Here is a 19,345-nt window from a genome sequence, read left to right on the forward strand (position 1 = left end):
TTCTTTTATTAATTATCGCACTAATTAAAATATAAAGTATTCATTACATGCATCATAACACCTATTGGTAGACAATCCTCATCTATATTGAAGCTAGAGGTATGCAGAGGTGAAGTTAACCCCTTTTTCTCACTTTTACATCCTAAGTGAAAGAATGCTCCTTTGCAATGTTCTGTGTAAAAAGAAAAATCTTCCCCACCTAAAGAAGGGTTTGGTCTCAATATAAATTTTTCCTCTCCAAGTAATTTTTTAGTACTTGAGATAACAGTGTCTACTAATTCTTTTTCATTTATAACAGCGGGATAATTTTCATCACTTACATGCAATGTCCCAATACAGCCAAATGCAGAAGCCGTATCTTCAACAATTTTAGATATCTTATCAATCATAAAGTTTCTCGTTTTGCTATTTAAAGTTCTTAAAGTACCTTCTAGTTTTACATCTTCACATATTACATTGTGTGCATCTCCACCATATATTTTACCTATAGTTAAAACAGCAGCATTATTTGGTTCTAAGTTTCTACTTATTATAGTTTGTAATGATGTAACAATTTGTGAAGCTGTAACTATTGCGTCAATACCATTTTCAGGATATGCACCATGAGCTCTTTTACCCTTGACATTTATTTTTATAGTGTCAACACTAGCATTTAATGTATCATATTTTGTTTCAATAAATCCTGTTTCAATATGTGGCATAACATGAAGCCCAAATATATAATCAGCTTTAGGATTTTCTAAACATCCATCTTCAACTAAGAATTTTGCTCCTCCAAAACCTTCCTCTGCTGGTTGAAATAAGAACTTTACATTTACATTTAATTTATCTTTTATTGAATGTAAAACTTTACATGCTCCAAGTAGCATTGTTGTATGAGCATCATGACCACAAGCATGCATTTTTCCAGAATGTATTGATTTGTAAGGTAAATTATTTTCTTCTTCTATAGGAAGGGCATCCATATCTGCTCTTATACAAATTGTTTTACTTGCATTTTCTTTTAAAATATATGCCATAATCCCATTGTGTTTTGTAAATTCCATATAATCAATTCCTATTTCTTTTAAGTAAGAAATGACTTTTTGTTTGGTAAGGTTTTCTTCAAGAGCTAATTCTGGAATTTTGTGCAATTCTCTTCTTACATTTATTAGCCAAGGTTTTATAGAATTACAACTTTCTATTACAAAATCTTTTCCCAGTTCTTTAGTTTGATATTCTAATTTTAAAGCCTGTTGCATTTTTATTCCTCCAATTACTTTTTATTGTTTGGTTAATATAATAGCAATTATTATGCCATAATTTTTAATGAATAAATTTTGTTTTTTATAAGAATTTTGAATTAAAATAATCATTTGTTTGTTGATAAAATATAAAAAATGATTATTTTATTGCAGTTTTCGGAAAAAAATATTGTTTTAGATAAGAATAATCTTATATATTAACCGATATAAAGATAATAGGGATTATTAAATTTATCCTATTCCTATTAATTCCTATTAATTACATACAAAATAATGTACTATATTTACATATCTGAAAAATAAAAAATCTATTGAGGAAGCGTCTTGCACCTGAATAGATTTCTTTGTTTAATATATTATAAATTTATAAACTTTCATATTTTAATTTATTATAAAAGTCTTCTCCTTGTTGAGTTATTTTACTTCCATATCTGCCTGAACCACAAATTATAAGTTCTTCTTTTTTTAGATATTCAAATATTTTTTTAATTTTACCTTCTGTAATTTGGATATTTTTATCTAGTAATGTCTTTAAAATTAATCCTCTACCAATTCCAACATCTGATTCCTTATTTAAAATTAATATCTCGAGTATATTTAATATATCATTCTTATTATATTTTAATTTCAATGATGAATTTTTGTTATCTAAAGTTCTTAAATTTGGGGGTAAATCTTTTTCTAATATAATATTATCACACATAATATTTAAATAAGATGTTACATTTTGAAGTTCCCTTATATTGCCTTTCCACTTATAGTTTTGTATAAGTTTTTTCGCCTCTGGTGTAATTACTAATTTCTTGTTAATTAAATCTTCCATAATAATTAATATATCTTCTTTTCTTTCTCTTAGAGGAGGGATATTTATTGGTATTGTATTTAATCTATAATATAAATCCTCCCTAAACTGCCTCTTATCAATCATTTGTTCTAAGTTCTTGTTTGTAGCAGATATGATTCTAACATCTATATTAATTACATTGTGAGAACCAACTGGCATTATTTGTTTTTCTTGAAGAACTCGAAGTAGTTTTGTTTGTAATTCTAAGGGCATATCGCCTATTTCATCTAAGAAAATTGTCCCGTTATTAGCAAGTTCGAATAGTCCTTGCTTTCCATCTTTTAGACCACCAGTAAAAGTTCCCTTATCATATCCAAATAACTGACTTTCTAGTAAATTCTCAGGAACAGCTGCACAATTTACTGCTATAAAGGGCTGATTTTTTCTATTTGAATTATTATGTATAGATTGAGCTATTAGTTCTTTACCAGTTCCACTTTCGCCTCTAATAAGTATACTTAAATCAGATTTAGAAACCTTCTTAGCTAATTCGATGCATTCAATCATCTTGGAGCTATTTGTTTTTATATCCTTAAATGTGTATTTTGCTATTTGTCCTTTTTCTCTTAACTTCTTAGTGAGATTTTGTTCTAGTTTTTTTATGTATGTTATTTCTTGTAAACTATAGTATGTACCCATTTTTTCATCTCTATTGTATATATTTTTTTTATTTACATTTATATATTTTTTATTGAATATAATAACTTTGTCTAGTATCTCTTGTTCATTCAATAAAACTTTTAAACTATCTATAAATATTTCCTCAATGTGTTTTCCATATATATCTTCTTTTATGTCTAAAATATCTTTTACCTTACTATTATATGTATTTATTTCACCATCTTTTGAAGTAAATAGTATACCATCCTTTGATAAGTTTAATATTGTATCTAATTCTTCTATTTTTAAGAATAGTTCCTTATATTTATCTTTTATACCAGTATCTAAACTTATTATCTCTTCTGAATATTTAACTAGATTAGATTGTATTTCTTTTGAATCAATTTGTAATAAGTTTATTATTTCTATAAAAGTGGATATATCTATATATCTATGACCCAAGTCAAATATATCTGAGATAAAGCTAGGCACTTTTTCTGGAACTCCTGGAGTTATAGCTATCTTTATATCCTTATAGTTATTGTCATTCATATATGGAATTGGTCTGATATTAGTTACTCCAATTTTATAAAACAAACTTATGGTTTCTAGAGTAGTTTCATCAGAATCGTTTACGATTAGAGCATTTGTACCTTGTGGTAAAGATAATAAATTATATATTTTATCTTCCTTAAAAGTTCTTCTTATAACAATAACTTTTTTCTTATCTAATATATTATTTATAATTTTATCTAATCTTTCTACTGACATTACTAATATCACATCATCATTTATAATATCATTATCATTTATTTCATCTATAAAGTATCTGTTAATATTTATATAATCTCCAAAAACTAATTTCAAATTATTTTCTAAAAAATCTATTAAATCTTTTCTACTATCATTTACCAATGCCACTGATTTTTTCATTAACTTCTCCTTATATAATAAATAGTCTCTAACAAAAAGGTTGTATAGAGCTATATGATTCTGGTAATTTAAATTTATCAAATAAAAAAGAAAGTGTCTATCCATGACTTTATAAAAGTCGCCTTAAGACACTTTCTTTCTTATAATTAAATCTTGTCACCAAATCCCCCTAATTGTTGCTTAAAATTCAAACTGTATGTATATTTTTCATTTCTATTCGATTAAATTATAATATACACCTAAAAAATTTATTTTAATAAATTCTATTGATAAAATAATTTCATAAATATAGAATTGTATTAAAATAAATAATATATGAAAATATATATGTATAAGTTTATTCTGCGTGAGTAGAATAAATTTGTCAAGACTAATTTAACAGTAATAGCATATTTTATTAAAAATAATATAAATTAAAATATTTTATACAATATACTATAAAGGAGAACTTTGATTAAAAAATAGCTACGCGCACTCGTGACTTTAGTCGTGAGTTAGTAGCTAAAGTAGTCAGCGTATAGGGAAACTTATATGTAGAGATAGGAAAGAACCTATCCAATACTACTTGAATTGCTGGAAACCCCTAAAGCTAACCAAACTAAAACATAAGGATGAAATAAACCTAAGTGTGAAAGTTACGAAAGTAGAAAAAATTGGTTAGATGGTATAAGGTTAAACCCTAAGTACTTTAAAATGGGCAATCAGCAGGTAAGCTCCGAATAGGAGAAACTTCAACGACTATTCCTCTTGAGGGAAGTACACTACAAGCTATTGGTAGTGGAAGTGGGTAGACCTTAACGGATAATGCCGAAGGATAAGATATAGTCTGTGCTTGCATGAAAGTGTAAGAAGTTCATAAGAGAACTGCATAGGTAGTAGCGAACTTATGTGAACGACAACCTCAAAAATGATAAAAGTTAGAACTTACGGTTCTTACATATGTTATTTAAAAATAGATATAAAACCTTCGAAATAATTGTTTTAAATAATTACGTTTGTTAATATTATAATGGGTGATGAAAAATAGAAGTTACTCGGATATGTATATTAATAATCATAAAAAACAATTAAAGTGAGGTGATAGTAGTGGAAAAAGCTTATAAGTTTAGAATGTATCCAAATAAAAAACAGCAAGAGCTAATTAACAAAACTTTTGGATGTTGTAGATTTGTATATAATAAATATCTTGCTAAAAAAATAGAAGTTTATGAAAGTGATAAAGAAACTTTTACTTATAAACAGTGCAGTTCTGATTTGACCAATTTAAAAAAAGAATTAGAGTGGCTTAAAGAGCCTGACAAATTTTCACTACAAAACACCTTAAAAGATTTAGAAAACTCATATAAAAAATTTTTTAAAGAAAATGCAGGATTTCCTAAATTTAAATCAAAAAAAACTAATAGATTTTCATATAGAACTAACTTTACAAATGGAAATATTATGTACTTTAGTCAATATATAAAATTACCTAAACTTGGTATGGTTAAAGTAAGGGATAAACAAGTACCTCAAGGGAGAATACTTAATGCTACTGTATCTAAGGAGCCAAGTGGTAAATATTATGTATCATTATGTTGTACTGATATAGATATTAAAGCTTTTGAAAATACTAATAGTCAGATAGGTTTAGATTTAGGAATTAAAGAATTTTGTATCTCAAGTTGTGGAGAATTTATAGAAAATCCTAAGTATCTTCAAAAGTCATTAAACAAACTTGCTAAATTACAAAGAGAATTATCGAGAAAAACAATTGGTAGTTTAAATAGAAATAAAGCAAGGTTAAAAGTTGCAAGACTTCAAGAACATATAGCTAATCGTCGAGAGGATTTTTTACAAAAACTATCTACTAAATTAATACGAGAGAATGATATTATTTGCATAGAAGATTTACAAGTAAAGAATATGACTAGAAATCATAAAATATCTCGCTCTATTTCTGATGTATCATGGTCAGAATTTGTTCGTCAATTAGAATACAAGGCTAATTGGTATGGTAGACAAATTGTAAAGATAGGTAAATTCTTTGCAAGTTCACAAATATGCAATAAATGTGGGTACAAAAACGAGGAAATGAAGAATTTAAGTATAAGAGAATGGATGTGTCCTTGTTGTAATGAAACTCACGATAGAGATATAAATGCAAGTATAAATATACTAAAAGAAGGATTAAGACTAATAACAGTTTAAAATAAATAACTTATGTAAGAACCGTAGGAACTACGGGGATAGCCTGTGGAGAATTGGTAAGACATATTTAAGTATGCAAAATTCTATGAAGCAGGAACCCTGTGACTTTAGTCATGGGAGGTTCAGGAAAGCAGAAAAAACAAGCATATACCCGATTATCAAAAATAATTTAAATCAAGTGTCAATTGTTGAATATAAAAAGGGTCAAAGGTTTGTAGCATCAGATAAAGATTTACAAGAAGTTTTTTTTATAATAGAGGGAATTGCTTTAGTGGAATGTACTACTAGAGGAGGAAATAAATTTCTTGTTGACATTGTACCTGAAAATGAATTTATAGGTAAAATCAGCTATATATATGAACATAATTTGAAATGTGATATATTTGCCAAGACCAACATAAAATTATTTCGATTTGAAAAACATATATTTGAAGAGTTTTATCTTAAACCAGATTTTATTGCTCTATTTCACAGCAAATGTACAAGAAGGATATATGAGTTGTATAAAACTAGAATGGTAAGAGAGTTATTTTCTTGTACAGAAGTCATTGCATATTGTATTTTAAAAAAACAAGAAAATAATATCTGTAATATAAAAGCTATACGCAATTTTAGTGAAATATATTCAATCAGTAGAAAAAGTAGATATTATTCCCTATTAAAGTTAACTGAGAAAGGGATAATAAAAAAAATAGGTAATACATATGAAATTTTAAATTATGATGAATTACATAGGTTAGCATTTGAAGTAAAAGAGTTTTTGGAAGATGAATAAAGACTATTATTCAATCAAAATAGTATATAATGGCATTTATAAAAATAGAAATAGTCTCACTGAAAAACAAAAATATTTTAGCTATTTTCAATGAGACTATTTATAAATGTTATATACTTACAAGATATAGTATTATTAATCAATTTCCTTTACTATATTAATAGCCCATTTTTTAGATAAGGCTCTAGGAACACCAAATATAAATTTAACAACTTCTTCACTGTAAGTGAGTAGAACAAGGATAAATATAGGTGCGCCTTTAAATGCGGCTATAAAAGTTAGAGGAATAGAAGCTAGCCACATACATCCTAATTCTAAAAACAGAGCGTATTTAGTATCTCCTCCACTTCTTAAAATACCAATTATGACTAATGTATTAAAGGATTTAAGAGCCATTAGTATACCCATTATGAAGAATATCTTAGTTATATCAGAAGATAAGCTATCAGAAACACTAAACATTTTTAATAATAATGGGATATTCAAAATTAAAATAATTCCAAGTATTAAGCCAGCCAAAAACACCAATATAGAAAATTTCTTAGCATACTCAATAGCTCTCTTAATATGGTCTGCTCCAAGTTCATTTCCAAGCATAATAGATGCACCAGATGCAATACATACAGCCGTCATTATAAAGAAGTTTCCTGTGCTGGTTGCTATTTGACTTGCTGCTATAGCTGATGTACCTGCTCTTGCATATGCGACAGAGTACAGGACAGTTCCAACTGCCCATGCAGAGTCATTTACAAATATAGGAAAGCTTTTTGATGAAAAAGATTTTACAAAAATCTTATCAATAGCTTTTAAATTTTTTAAGCCAAATTTTAATATATAGTCCTTTTTATAAAAATAAACATAAGTAATCATTAAAATTAATTCACATATTCTGGCAATAACAGTTGCTAAGGCTGCTCCTTTTACACCTAATGCAGGGAGACCAAAATTACCAAAGATAAATCCATAATTTAAAATAACATTTGTTACAAGAGCAAAGGCACTACAAATCATACCTAACTTAGGATTTCTAACACCTCTTGAACCTGTACTAAATACTGTACTTATAGCTATTAATGGATAACTAAATACTGCAATACTAAAGTAATCTATACAAAGTTTTACAACTTCTGAATCATAAGAAAATATATGTATAATTGGCTTTGGTGTTAGTAAAGCAGGAATAACAAATATAAAACTTAAGATAATGGCCAATATACAAGTAAGACCTGTAACTTTTCTTATATTGCTGACATCTTTCTTTCCATAAAACTGTGAAATAAAAACTCCAGCTCCTCCTGTAATTCCAGATAGGGACATATTAAAAAGAAAGAAAAATTGGTTTGCAACTCCAACTGAAGCTACAGATACCTCCCCCAAACTACTTATCATAACTGTATCTATTACATTTACAGAAGTAGAAATTAAGTTCTGTATAATAATAGGTATACATAAAGATAACAGTATTTTATAAAATCTTTTATTTTCGTCTTTTAAAGAAAATAGTTCTTGCAAATAATCCTCTCCTTTTTACATAAATTCTTCCCACTCATCATACAGAGAGGCAAGGTTATTTTCTAAATTAATTTTTTCTTGGCTAACTTCCTTAGCTTTATCTGGATTAGAGTATACTTCTTCTTGACATAAAAGTATATCTAATTCTTCAATTTTAAGTTCTAACTTTTCAATTTCTTTTTCTATATTTTGTCTTTTTATTCTATTTTTCTTTTCTACTTCTCTTTGTTCTCTTTCTTTTCTTTTTTCATCTTTTATCTGAGTTCTAGTTTTTTCTTCTTTTTCTTCTATAAGACTCATCTCTTGGATTTGCCTTTTTTTATCGATATAATAGTCATAGTTTCCTAGATATTCAGTAACTCCATTTTCATCTAAAACTAAAATCTTATCAACAACTGTATTTAGAAAATATCTATCATGTGATATTGTAAATATAGTCCCATCATAATTAGTTAATGCCTCTTCAAGAACTTCTTTAGAATCAATGTCTAGATGGTTAGTAGGCTCATCTAATAATAATAAATTTGCATTTGATAGTATAAGTTTAAGTATAGCAACTCTAGCTCTTTCTCCACCACTTAATGTAGAAATCTTCTTAAAAACTTCTTCATCAACAAATAAAAATGCTCCTAACATATTTCTCAAAGTAGTTTGAGTAAGATGATTATTATTTTCCCAAATCTCATCTATTATTGTGTTATCCAAATTAAGAGTTTTTTGCTCCTGATGGAAGTAAGAAACATGGACATTAGTACCAAATTTAATATTACCACTAATAGGTTGTAATTCATTAGTTATTATTTTAAATAATGTAGACTTACCAATGCCATTTGCACCAATAAGAGCAACTTTTTCTCCTCTATATATATCTAAATCCAAGTCTTTAAAAAGTACCCGTTCTCCATAACCCATGGATACATCTCTGATTTGAAGAACATCATTACCACTTTGGACAGATGGAGTAAATTGTATACGAGCTTTTTTTCTATAAGCTTCTGGCTTATCTAGAACATCTACTTTATCCAATGCTTTTTCTTTACTTCTTGCACGTTTTAGATGCTTTTCTCTACCATAAGCTTTAAGTCTTTCTATTGATTCTTCCTGTTTTTTTATTTCTTTTTGCTGGTCTTCAAATTTCTTAAGTTCTAGTTCTTTTTCTACTTTAGATAACTCAACAAATTTAGAGTAGTTACCATTATATACTTTAAGTCTTTTATTGTGAACTTCAAAAATTCTATTTACAGATTGGTCTAGGAAATATCTATCATGAGATATTAACATAACAGTACCCTTATATTGTTTTAGAAATACTTCTAACCATTCTATAGCCTCAGAATCTAAGTGGTTAGTAGGCTCATCAAGTAGCAATAAAGTTGGTTTTTTAAGAAGTAATTTTCCTAAAAGAACTCTAGTCTTTTCACCACCAGAAAGTATACTTATTGGTTTATCCATATCATTTTCACTAAATCCTAATCCTTTTAAAACCCCTTTGGCTTCAGACTTATATCCATATCCATTTAAATCTGAGAATAATTCCAGTTTATGTGAATACTCATCCATTATTTTTTCTAGAATTGAAGAGTTTGTTTTTGTACTTTCTTCAGATATTTTAACCTCCAATTCTCTTAAATAAGATTCCATCTCTATCAAATTTTTAAAAACTTCCAATACTTCTTCCAGAATCGTATTATCCGAATAAAAATTGGTATTTTGTTCTAAATATCCGATTTCACAATCTTTAGAAGTGTAAATATCTCCGCTATCATAACCATAAATTCCTGAAATTATTTTAAATAAAGTAGTTTTCCCAGTACCATTAACCCCAATTATACCAATTTTATCGCCTTCATTTACTGTAAAACTAATATTTTCTAATATAGAATCTATACCAAAACTTTTATTTAAGTTATTACATGACAAAACAATCATAAATTTCTACCTCCTTGAACTATCTAAAATTATAATGTTTTGATATAATATAATCAAGGTTATATGTATTAGTTTTGAAAAAGAAATATTTTATTGTGAATCAAACAAAAAAGAGGACACTTTTAGGAGGTGAAGATGTTGGGAAATAAAAATATATCAATGGCAGTTATAAGAAGGCTCCCAAAATATCATAGATATCTTGGAGACTTATTAGATAGGGATATACAAAGAATATCTTCTAAAGAATTGAGTGATATAATAGGATTTACCGCTTCTCAAATAAGACAAGACCTAAACAACTTTGGCGGCTTTGGACAACAAGGATATGGTTATAACGTAGAGGCTCTTCATACTGAGATAGGTAAAATTCTTGGATTGGATCGACCATACAACGCAGTTCTTGTAGGAGCAGGTAACTTAGGACAAGCCATAGCCAATTATGCAGGATTTAGAAAAGCTGGATTCGAGATAAAAGCTTTATTTGATGCAAATCCTAGAATGATAGGTTTAAAGATAAGAGAATTTGAAGTATTAGATTCAGATACTTTAGAAGACTTTATAAAAAATAATGATATAGATATTGCTGTATTATGTATACCTAAGAATGGAGCACAAGAAGTTATTAATAGAGTTGTAAAAGCAGGAATAAAAGGTGTGTGGAATTTTGCACCATTAGATTTAGAAGTTCCGAAAGGTGTTATAGTTGAAAATGTAAACCTAACAGAAAGCTTATTTACCTTATCATATTTAATGAAAGAAGGAAAGTAGACAACTTAAATATATTAATAATAAGTAGTTATGAAGAGTATTGAGAAAGTCAGAAGATTTAATATTAAATCCTCTGGCTTTTTGAAGTATTAGGATAAAATAAAAATTTAAATAATGTATACAAATAAATAGTCTTAGGGAGAGTGATTTTAGTGGAGGAATTATGGAAAAAGGTTATTGAATTTCATGGGCATGAATGTCCAGGGTTGGCTATAGGTTTTAAAGCAGCACTCGCAGCAAGAGAATACTTAGAATGTAAACAATCAGGAGATGAGGAGATTGTATGTATTTCTGAAAATGATGCTTGTGGAATAGATGGTATACAAGTAGTGTTAAGTTGCACAATGGGTAAAGGGAATTTACTACTTAGGATGACTGGAAAATCAGTATATCATTTTTTTAATAGAGAAAACGGAAAATCTATAAGAATATATGTAAAGTCTAAACCATTTGATATGGATAGAGAAGGATATAAAAAATACTTATTAGAAAGTGATTTTGAAGAAATATTTGATATTACAGATACGAAGTTAAGACTTCCTGAGAAAGCTAGAATATTTAAATCTCTTAAATGTGAAGTATGTGGTGAATTTGCACCTGAGCAGTACATAAGAATTCAAGAAGGGAAGAAAGTATGTCTTGATTGCTTTGATAAATATGAAAGATTTTATGAAGAGGATTAAATTTATATTAAATTAAAAGTATTTAGATGTATATTAATAGTATATTAAGAAGAATCATATAGAGAATATAACAAAATATATAAATTATGATACTTGAATTATGTATAATTAAAAAGAGACTGATTAATATTGATAAAATAAAATCAGTCTCTTTATGAATAACGAATTATTATTCTGGTTGAGGTGCATCTACAGGACAAGCTCCTGCACAAGAACCACAGTCTATACAAGAACCAGCATCTATAACATATGCGTCGTCTCCAGCTGATATACAGCTAACAGGGCATTCAGCCTCACAAGCACCACAGCTTATACAAGCGTCAGTAATTTTATATGCCATTTTGAAATCCTCCCTTTTATATGTATTGTAATTCAATAACATTATAACAAATATTATTGAATATAACAATTAAATTAATTCTACAACAAAAACTTTATTGTGATATTCTTGTTTGAAAGTTTTACAATAAAGTTTAATCTGCTTATATTTTTATTTATCTTAAAAGGATTTATTTTAAAAATAAAATTAAAGTTAAAGAATATGGTATCGATTCTATTTAAAAATGTTATACTCTAAAAAAGTATATTTTATCTTAAAATCTATTAATGCAAAGGAGATTTAATATGAAAAATAAATTAGTTTACATATGTATTATGAGTATGGTGTTATTTGTAGTAGGATGTTCTAATAATCCAAATAAGGAAAGCAATACTAAAAAGGATTCTAAGAATAGCCAAAGTAAGGTTGAAGAAGAAAAAAGAGAACCTGTAAAAAAAGACATAACTATAAGTTTCGCTGGTGATGTAACTATGGGAAACTATAAAGGTTCATCATATTATGGTAGTTTTGACCATGAATTTAAAAGACAAGGAGAAGACTATGATTACTTTCTTAAAAATGTAAAACCTGTATTTGAGAAAGATGATTTAACAGTAGTTAACTTGGAAGGGCCACTTACTACTGCGTCAAATGCAAAAGAAAAGAAGTTTGCATTTAAAGGGGCTCCAGGATATGTAAATATTTTAAAATCTGGAAGTGTAGAGGCAGTAAGTGTTGCGAATAATCATTCAGAAGATTATTTTGAAGAAGGAATGAAAGACACACAGTTTATCTTAGATGAAAATAAAATAAATTATTTTGGTCTAGGCAAAGATGCTGTTATAGATGTCAAAGGAATTAAGGTAGGATTATTAGGATATAATGGATTATCAACTGAATATAATGAAAAGAACTTAAAACAAATGGAAGATGATATTAAAGCTCTAAAGAAAAAATCAGATATTGTTGTGGTGTATTTTCATTGGGGTATAGAATTAGATTATTATCCAGATAAAAAACAAAAAGATTTTGCTCATTATGTAATAGATAAGGGAGCTGATTTAGTTATGGGTTCTCATCCACACGTTATTCAAGGTATAGAAAAATATAAAGATAAGTATATAGCTTATAGTCTAGGAAATTTTTGTTTTGGAGGAAATAAGAATCCTTCTGATACAGATAGTTATATATATCAACAAACTTTTTCTTTTTCAGATAACAAACTAACTTCAATTAAAGAGCCAAATATAATCCCAACATCAATAACATCTAGTAGCTCTAGAAATAATTATCAACCAAAAGTACTGGATGGAAGTGAGAAAGATAGAGTTTTAAATAAACTAGAAAAAATAAGTAAAGATTTGAATAAATAAAAATGTAAAAAAAAATAAATATATATATTTATTTTAATAATTTATATTTTGTTTAGGATATGGTAAAACGTGGTATTAAATAAGTAGATTTTAATAGTTAAATTATAATCAATTATAATAAAGCTATTTAATCTACTTTTTTAATATAAAAATATAAGGGGGAATTTGTAATGGCTTGTAACACTTGTAAAATGTGCGAAAGTGCAGACAAGAAATTAGAAAGTTTTGTAGCTTCAAAGGATGTTGAAACAGCATTTCATAGAACAGAAGATCAAAAAGTTAAATGTGGTTTTGGACTTCAGGGGGTTTGTTGTAGACTCTGTTCAAATGGACCATGTAGAGTAACTCCTAAATCTCCAAGAGGTATATGTGGAGCAGATGCAGACACTATAGTAGCAAGAAACTTTTTAAGAGCTGTAGCATCTGGAGCAGCTTGTTATTTACATGTGGTAGAAAATACAGCTAAGAATTTAAAGAATGTTGGAATAACTAAAGGTGTTATTAAAGGAGAAAAAACATTAAATCAATTAGCAGAGATGTTTGGAATAGAAAGTGATGAAAAATATGATAAATGTATAAAAGTTGCTGATAAAGTTATTAATGATTTATATAAATCAAGAGATGACAAAATGGAATTGGTAGAAAAAATAGCTTATGCACCTAGAGTGAAGAAATGGAAAGAGCTAGGGATAATGCCTGGTGGTGCAAAGTCAGAAGTTTTTGATGCAATAGTAAAATCATCAACAAATTTAAATAGTGACCCAGTAGATATGCTAGTTAACTGTTTAAATCTAGGTATATCAACAGGATTATATGGTCTTACACTAACTAATCTTTTAAATGATGTTATGCTAGGAGAACCAGTTATAAGAATGGCTCCTGTAGGATTTAATGTAATAGACCCAGACTACATAAATATAATGATAACAGGTCATCAACATTCAACATTTGCAAATTTCCAAGATAGATTAAAAGATGAAGATGTTATAAAATTAGCTCAAGCAGTTGGAGCAAAAGGATTTAAGTTAGTAGGATGTACATGTGTTGGTCAAGATTTACAATTAAGAGGAGAACACTATCAAGAAGTATTTGCTGGACATGCTGGTAATAACTTTACAAGTGAGGCTGTTTTATCAACTGGAGCAATAGATATAGTTCTTTCGGAGTTTAACTGTACTATACCAGGTCTTGAGCCAATAGCAGATAAATATAAAGTGAAAATGGTTTGCTTAGATGATGTTGCTAAAAAAGCAAATGCGGAATATATAGGATTAGACAGAAGTAAATTAGATGAACTTAGTAATACATTGATAGAAAAAGCATTAGAATCTTATAAAGAGAGAAGAGAAAGTGTTGAAATAGACATACCAAAAGACCATGGATTTGAACAATCTTTAACTGGTGTAAGTGAAAAGAACTTGAAAGCGTTTTTAGGGGATTCATGGAAACCTCTTATTAATTTAATTGCAGAAGGAAAAATTAAAGGTGTTGCAGCTGTTGTAGGATGTTCAAATATGACAGCAGGAGGACATGATGTAAATACTGTTGAGCTTACTAAAGAATTGATTAAAAAAGATATAATAGTACTTTCAGCAGGATGCTCTACTGGAGGATTAGAAAATGTTGGTCTTATGTCACCTGGAGCAGAAGAGTTAGCAGGGGAAAACTTAAAAGAAGTATGTAAGACTCTAGGAATACCACCAGTATTAAACTTTGGACCATGTCTAGCGATAGGAAGACTAGAAATAGTAGCAACTGAATTAGCAGCTGAACTTGGAATAGACTTACCACAATTACCATTGGTGCTTTCAGCTCCACAATGGTTAGAAGAACAAGCCTTGGCTGATGGAGCTTTTGGTCTTGCCCTTGGTTTACCTCTTCATTTAGCTTTACCTCCATTTATAACAGGGGGAAAATTAGTAACAGAAGTATTAACAGAAAAATTAAAAGACTTAACAGGAGGACATGTTATAGTGAATCCAGACCCTAAATCTTCAGCTAATCAATTAGAAGAAATAATAATAGACAGAAGAAAAAATTTAGGGTTAAAGGATGTGGAATGTAATGCATAGAATTTTTATAAATAAAGATTTATGTACAGGATGCAAGAGTTGTGTATTAGCATGTATGCTAAAGCACAATAAAGACTATGATATGTATACTCTTGATTTAGAAAATATAGATAATGATAGTAGAGGACATATAGAATTAGATAGCAAACATAATAATCCAGTTCCAATTCTTTGTAGACACTGTGATGAACCAGAATGTGCATTAGCATGTATGAGTGGTGCAATGCATAAAGACAGTGAAAGTGGAATCGTTTCATATGATGAAGAAAAATGTGGTTCATGTTATATGTGTGTGATGTCTTGTCCATATGGATTATTAAAACCAGATGATAGAAGCAAGCAAAACATACTTAAATGTGATTTATGTAAAGATGAGGAGTATCCTAGATGTGTAGCTAATTGCCCAAGTGGAGCAATTGAATTACAGAAGGAGGAAAATGATGAATTATGTAGTGTTAGGAGCTAGTGCTGCTGGTATCAATGCAGTAAAAACATTAAGAGAATTAGATAAAGATTCAAATATAGTAGTAATTTCTAAAGATGAAAATATATACTCAAGATGTATGTTACATCATGTTATATCTGAACACAGAACTTTGAAACAAATAAATTTTGTTGATGAAGATTTTATGGAGAAAAATAATGTAAATTGGATTTCAGGTAAAACTGTTAAAGGTATAGATATAAATAAAAAAGAGGTTCAGACAGAAGATATTACTGTAAATTATGATAAACTTTTAATAGCTACAGGCGCATCTTCTGCTATTCCTCCAATAAAAAATTTAAGAGATGGAAATTTTGTATACTCTGTGAGAAACATAGATGATATTTATAAAATAAAAGAAAAAGCAGAAAGCTCTAAAAATGTAGTTATAATTGGTGCTGGTCTAGTTGGTATAGATGCATTAGTTGGATTATTTAAATACGAGCAGTTAAATATTTCTGTAGCGTTTATGGAAAAATACATTCTAGATAGACAATTAGATGAATATACAGCATCAGTATATGAAAATAAATTTAAAGAAAAGGGTGTAAAATTTTACCCAAGTGCATCAATTCAAGAAATTGTCTTAGATGATAGTAAAAATGTTAAAGGTGTTGCGTTTTCAAATGGAGATATTCTTGATGCAGATATGGTAATTGTGGCTACAGGTGTTAAACCGAATGCTGATTTTTTAGATGGAACAGGAATAGAATATGATAGAGGTATAATAATAGATGATATGTGCCAAACAACACAAAAAGATATCTATGCAGCAGGAGATGTTGTTGGCAAAAATGCTATTTGGCCTTTAGCAGTAAAGCAAGGAATTGTAGCTGCGTATAATATGGTTGGAAAAGATAAAAAGATAGAAGACGAATTTGCTTTTAAAAATAGTATGAATTTCATGGATATACCAACTATTTCTATAGGTATGAATACACCTTTAGATGATAGTTATAAAGTATTAATTAGAGATGGAATTGATGATTATAAAAAATTTGTTTTTAAAGACAATGTAATTTATGGAGCTGTTATACAAAGAGATATTTCATATGTAGGAGTATTAACTTATTTGATAAAAAACAAAGTTGAAATATCTGATTTAGAAAATAGAATATTTGATGTATGCTATGCAGACTTTTTTAATATAAAAGAAAATGGAGAATTTTGTTATAGCGTATAAAGCTATAGTAGAGTAATGTTTACAATATAAAAATCAATTAATAGAGCTATTCTAAAATAAGAAATCTTATTTAGGAATAGCTCTATTTTTATACTTAAGTTTAAACTATATTACAGTTTATAAAACTATTATTTTGAATGAGAATACATATATTCTCTAGTAAGAGGTAAATCATTTTTTATACCTTTAGTTAAGAGTATCTGATGTATATCTATAATACCAGTATTGAAAGCAGCAGCACAAGAACAAAGGTACAAGTCCCACATTCTTATAAACTTATCATCAAACATTTCTTTAATCTTTGGCAGATTTTCATAGAAATTTTTTTGCCAATGTAATAAGGTTTTTACATAATGCAATCTTAGACTTTCTACATCTATAGTATGATATTTGTAGTCGCTACAAATATGTATCATTTCTCTTAGGCTAGGAATAACCCCTCCTGGGAAAATGTATTTTTTTATCCAAGGGTCTCCATAAGATTCTTTAAGACCACTTATATAGTGAAGTAAAAATAATCCTCCATCCTTTAAGACAGCATTTACATTTTTAATAAAAAGTTCATAGTTTTCTCTACCAACATGTTCAAGCATACCAACACTTACAACTCTATCAAACATAAGGTCTGAGTTTTTAAGCTCCCTATAATCCATAAGTTTTACTTCGAGATAATCTTGAAGATTCTCTTCTTGGATTCTTTTATTAAATTCTTTATATTGTTCTTCACTGAGTGTAATTCCAACACCATGAATCTTATATTTTTTTGCTGCTTCTATTAATAGGAATCCCCAACCACAACCAATGTCAAGAAGACTCATACCTTCTTCTAAATTTAGTTTAGTTAATATGTGGTGAACTTTATTGACTTGAGCCTCGTAAAGAGTATCATTATCATTTCTAAAGTATGCACAAGAATAACTAAGAGTTTTGTCTAACCATAAGCTATAAAAATCATTGCCAATATCATAGTGAGCATGTATTTCTTTTTTTTGATGTCTCATTGAATTTGATGAGTGTAATAGATGTTTTACAGCTGAATTATCAATATTGAATTTGTCTATTTGTTTCAAAAGCAGATTCAAAGTTAAGAATAAATCTCCTTCAACTTCGATATCTCTATTTATGTAGGCTTCTCCAAGTGCTAAAGATGTACTTTTTAGTAATTCAGATTTGCTAATATCATTATTTACAATAACTTTAAACTGAGGAGAGCCATCTCCAATTAGAAATTCTTCTCCGTCTTTAAGCCTAACTAGAAATGGTGTTTCGCCAAATCTTTCTAAATAGTCTCTTAAAAAATTTTTTGTAATATTCATATTACCAGCTCCTTCTAATGTAAATCCAGTAAGTTTTCCTTGCTTAAAGTATATTATATTCCTTTTTTTAAAAAAGTAAAATTTTTTTCAGTAAATTTTCTATTTGAAGGAAATTTATCTTTTGTAAAAGAATTTCATATTGTAGTATATTTTTTGCTTATAAAATTTCATATTGGATATAATATTCAACTGTTAATGATATAATAATTTTAATCAATAAAGTGTAATAAAATTTTGTAGTAAATAGATTTAAGCTATTTTATGAAGGAGATGTGAAATGGAAGTATATGCTTTGGTTGGGTCAAGTGGTACAGGAAAGAGTTTTAAGGCTTTAGAGTTTGCATATGAAAATGATATAGATTATATAATTGATGATGGAATTTTAATATATAAAAACAAGGTTTTAGCTGGAATATCAGCCAAACAAGCAAGTACTACTATAGAAGCAGTTAAAAGGGCTATTTTTTATAATTTGGAACATAGGAAAGAAGTTAGGGAGACAATTAAAAAAGAAAATATAAGAAGAATTCTTATTATTGGAACATCAAAAAAAATGGTTAATCAGATTGTAGATAGATTATCAATTGGAAGAGTTTATAAATTTGTGAATATCCAAGAGATAAGTACTAAATATGAAATAGAAATAGCAAAACAATCTAGAAAAGAAGGAAATCATGTAATTCCTGTTCCAGCAGTTGAAATAAAAAGTATGGCAAGTGGCCTTAGTATAAATCCATTAAAGAGACTTTTTAGAAAAGGAAATAATAGGAATATGGTAGTTTTGGAAAAAACAATAATAAGACCAACTTTTAGCTATATCGGAAAGTTTTATATTAGTGAAGAAGTAATTAAACAGATTATTGAATATGAAGTGTACAACTTTGGAAGCATTGATAGAATAAATAAAATCAATATAGAGAATTGCAATAATTTTATGAATATTTTTGTAAGTATAAATATCAATGATTTAGAAGTTATAAAAAAAATTGAAAGTATGCAACAGATAATAAAAAAGTCTATTGAGAAAATGACTTTAGTTAATGTACAAAAAATAGATATTAACATTCATAAAATTAAAAAAATAAACTTCCTCCCATGTTAAAAAATAAACTGAAAAAATGAT

Annotated in this window: 15 protein-coding genes; 9 read left to right on the top strand and 6 right to left on the bottom strand. The window is 27.9% G+C overall.

The window, feature by feature from the left end:
* Positions 1–20: 20 nt before the first annotated feature.
* A complete protein-coding gene (locus tag ACTG44_RS01375; RefSeq protein ID WP_021382575.1) occupies positions 21–1,241 on the bottom strand; it encodes a M20 metallopeptidase family protein in 1,221 nt (406 codons plus the stop codon).
* A gap of 367 nt (positions 1,242–1,608) precedes the next feature.
* On the bottom strand, positions 1,609–3,621 hold the full coding sequence (locus tag ACTG44_RS01380) for a sigma-54 interaction domain-containing protein (protein WP_479917900.1): 2,013 nt from the start codon (positions 3,619–3,621) through the stop codon (positions 1,609–1,611).
* 1,077 nt (positions 3,622–4,698) lie between these two features.
* Here ACTG44_RS01380 and tnpB point away from each other — a divergent pair.
* Positions 4,699–5,808, top strand: a complete 1,110-nt coding sequence (tnpB, locus tag ACTG44_RS01385) for an IS200/IS605 family element RNA-guided endonuclease TnpB (RefSeq protein ID WP_479921130.1) — start codon at positions 4,699–4,701, stop codon at positions 5,806–5,808.
* A gap of 85 nt (positions 5,809–5,893) precedes the next feature.
* Positions 5,894–6,583 (top strand): cyclic nucleotide-binding domain-containing protein, encoded by a 690-nt coding sequence (locus ACTG44_RS01390; protein ID WP_044212081.1) that lies wholly within the window; start codon positions 5,894–5,896, stop codon positions 6,581–6,583.
* 135 nt (positions 6,584–6,718) lie between these two features.
* Here the strand turns inward: ACTG44_RS01390 and ACTG44_RS01395 are convergent, their stop codons facing one another.
* Both ACTG44_RS01395 and ACTG44_RS01400 read right to left on the bottom strand, forming a co-directional pair.
* Positions 6,719–8,095 (bottom strand): MATE family efflux transporter, encoded by a 1,377-nt coding sequence (locus ACTG44_RS01395; protein WP_479917903.1) that lies wholly within the window; start codon positions 8,093–8,095, stop codon positions 6,719–6,721.
* Positions 8,096–8,110: 15 nt separating this feature from the next.
* A complete protein-coding gene (locus ACTG44_RS01400) occupies positions 8,111–10,024 on the bottom strand; it encodes an ABC-F family ATP-binding cassette domain-containing protein (RefSeq protein ID WP_479917904.1) in 1,914 nt (637 codons plus the stop codon).
* 135 nt (positions 10,025–10,159) lie between these two features.
* Here ACTG44_RS01400 and ACTG44_RS01405 point away from each other — a divergent pair, with 135 nt between their 5' ends.
* Together ACTG44_RS01405 and ACTG44_RS01410 are read left to right on the top strand one after the other, a co-directional pair.
* Positions 10,160–10,792 carry a redox-sensing transcriptional repressor Rex gene (locus ACTG44_RS01405; protein WP_021382595.1) on the top strand — a complete coding sequence of 211 codons (633 nt, stop codon included), beginning with the start codon at positions 10,160–10,162 and terminating at the stop codon, positions 10,790–10,792.
* 143 nt (positions 10,793–10,935) lie between these two features.
* Positions 10,936–11,475, top strand: coding sequence for an FmdE family protein (locus tag ACTG44_RS01410; protein ID WP_044212069.1), 540 nt, complete (start codon positions 10,936–10,938; stop codon positions 11,473–11,475).
* 169 nt (positions 11,476–11,644) lie between these two features.
* On the opposite strand, the gene ACTG44_RS01415 is transcribed toward ACTG44_RS01410, so the two are convergent.
* Entirely contained in the window at positions 11,645–11,815 is a 171-nt protein-coding gene (locus ACTG44_RS01415) for a DUF362 domain-containing protein (protein WP_009888017.1), read from the bottom strand.
* Positions 11,816–12,099: 284 nt separating this feature from the next.
* Between ACTG44_RS01415 and ACTG44_RS01420 the strand changes: the two genes are divergently transcribed.
* From ACTG44_RS01420 to ACTG44_RS01435, 4 genes are all read left to right on the top strand, one after another.
* Positions 12,100–13,167 (top strand): CapA family protein, encoded by a 1,068-nt coding sequence (locus ACTG44_RS01420; protein WP_479921131.1) that lies wholly within the window; start codon positions 12,100–12,102, stop codon positions 13,165–13,167.
* A 170-nt stretch (positions 13,168–13,337) separates the two neighbouring features.
* Positions 13,338–15,239 (top strand): anaerobic carbon-monoxide dehydrogenase catalytic subunit, encoded by a 1,902-nt coding sequence (gene cooS, locus ACTG44_RS01425; protein ID WP_479921132.1) that lies wholly within the window; start codon positions 13,338–13,340, stop codon positions 15,237–15,239.
* Positions 15,232–15,705 (top strand): 4Fe-4S dicluster domain-containing protein, encoded by a 474-nt coding sequence (locus ACTG44_RS01430; protein WP_479921133.1) that lies wholly within the window; start codon positions 15,232–15,234, stop codon positions 15,703–15,705. Before cooS ends, ACTG44_RS01430 begins: the two co-directional genes overlap by 8 nt.
* The gene (locus ACTG44_RS01435; RefSeq protein WP_479921134.1) at positions 15,680–16,906 is read left to right on the top strand and encodes an NAD(P)/FAD-dependent oxidoreductase; all 1,227 of its coding nucleotides are present in this window, start codon (positions 15,680–15,682) and stop codon (positions 16,904–16,906) included. Before ACTG44_RS01430 ends, ACTG44_RS01435 begins: the two co-directional genes overlap by 26 nt.
* Positions 16,907–17,034: 128 nt before the next feature.
* Here the strand turns inward: ACTG44_RS01435 and ACTG44_RS01440 are convergent, their stop codons facing one another.
* Positions 17,035–18,222 (bottom strand): class I SAM-dependent methyltransferase, encoded by a 1,188-nt coding sequence (locus ACTG44_RS01440; protein ID WP_479921135.1) that lies wholly within the window; start codon positions 18,220–18,222, stop codon positions 17,035–17,037.
* A gap of 277 nt (positions 18,223–18,499) precedes the next feature.
* Between ACTG44_RS01440 and ACTG44_RS01445 the strand changes: the two genes are divergently transcribed.
* Positions 18,500–19,324 carry an ATP-binding protein gene (locus ACTG44_RS01445; protein WP_479917909.1) on the top strand — a complete coding sequence of 275 codons (825 nt, stop codon included), beginning with the start codon at positions 18,500–18,502 and terminating at the stop codon, positions 19,322–19,324.
* The last annotated feature ends 21 nt before the right edge of the window (positions 19,325–19,345 follow it).

The organism is Clostridioides sp. LIBA-2809, from assembly GCF_056688965.1.

Bases quoted from the DNA above. Each gene is read 5' to 3' on its own strand.
- ACTG44_RS01375 (WP_021382575.1), bottom strand. From the start codon at position 1,241: ATGCAACAGGCTTTAAAATTAGAATATCAAACTAAAGAACTGGGAAAA.
- ACTG44_RS01380 (WP_479917900.1), bottom strand. From the start codon at position 3,621: ATGAAAAAATCAGTGGCATTGGTAAATGATAGTAGAAAAGATTTAATA.
- ACTG44_RS01390 (WP_044212081.1), top strand. From the start codon at position 5,894: ATGAAGCAGGAACCCTGTGACTTTAGTCATGGGAGGTTCAGGAAAGCA.
- ACTG44_RS01400 (WP_479917904.1), bottom strand. From the start codon at position 10,024: ATGATTGTTTTGTCATGTAATAACTTAAATAAAAGTTTTGGTATAGAT.
- ACTG44_RS01405 (WP_021382595.1), top strand. From the start codon at position 10,160: ATGTTGGGAAATAAAAATATATCAATGGCAGTTATAAGAAGGCTCCCA.
- ACTG44_RS01415 (WP_009888017.1), bottom strand. From the start codon at position 11,815: ATGGCATATAAAATTACTGACGCTTGTATAAGCTGTGGTGCTTGTGAG.
- ACTG44_RS01420 (WP_479921131.1), top strand. From the start codon at position 12,100: ATGAAAAATAAATTAGTTTACATATGTATTATGAGTATGGTGTTATTT.
- cooS (WP_479921132.1), top strand. From the start codon at position 13,338: ATGGCTTGTAACACTTGTAAAATGTGCGAAAGTGCAGACAAGAAATTA.
- ACTG44_RS01430 (WP_479921133.1), top strand. From the start codon at position 15,232: ATGCATAGAATTTTTATAAATAAAGATTTATGTACAGGATGCAAGAGT.
- ACTG44_RS01435 (WP_479921134.1), top strand. From the start codon at position 15,680: ATGAATTATGTAGTGTTAGGAGCTAGTGCTGCTGGTATCAATGCAGTA.
- ACTG44_RS01440 (WP_479921135.1), bottom strand. From the start codon at position 18,222: ATGAATATTACAAAAAATTTTTTAAGAGACTATTTAGAAAGATTTGGC.
- ACTG44_RS01445 (WP_479917909.1), top strand. From the start codon at position 18,500: ATGGAAGTATATGCTTTGGTTGGGTCAAGTGGTACAGGAAAGAGTTTT.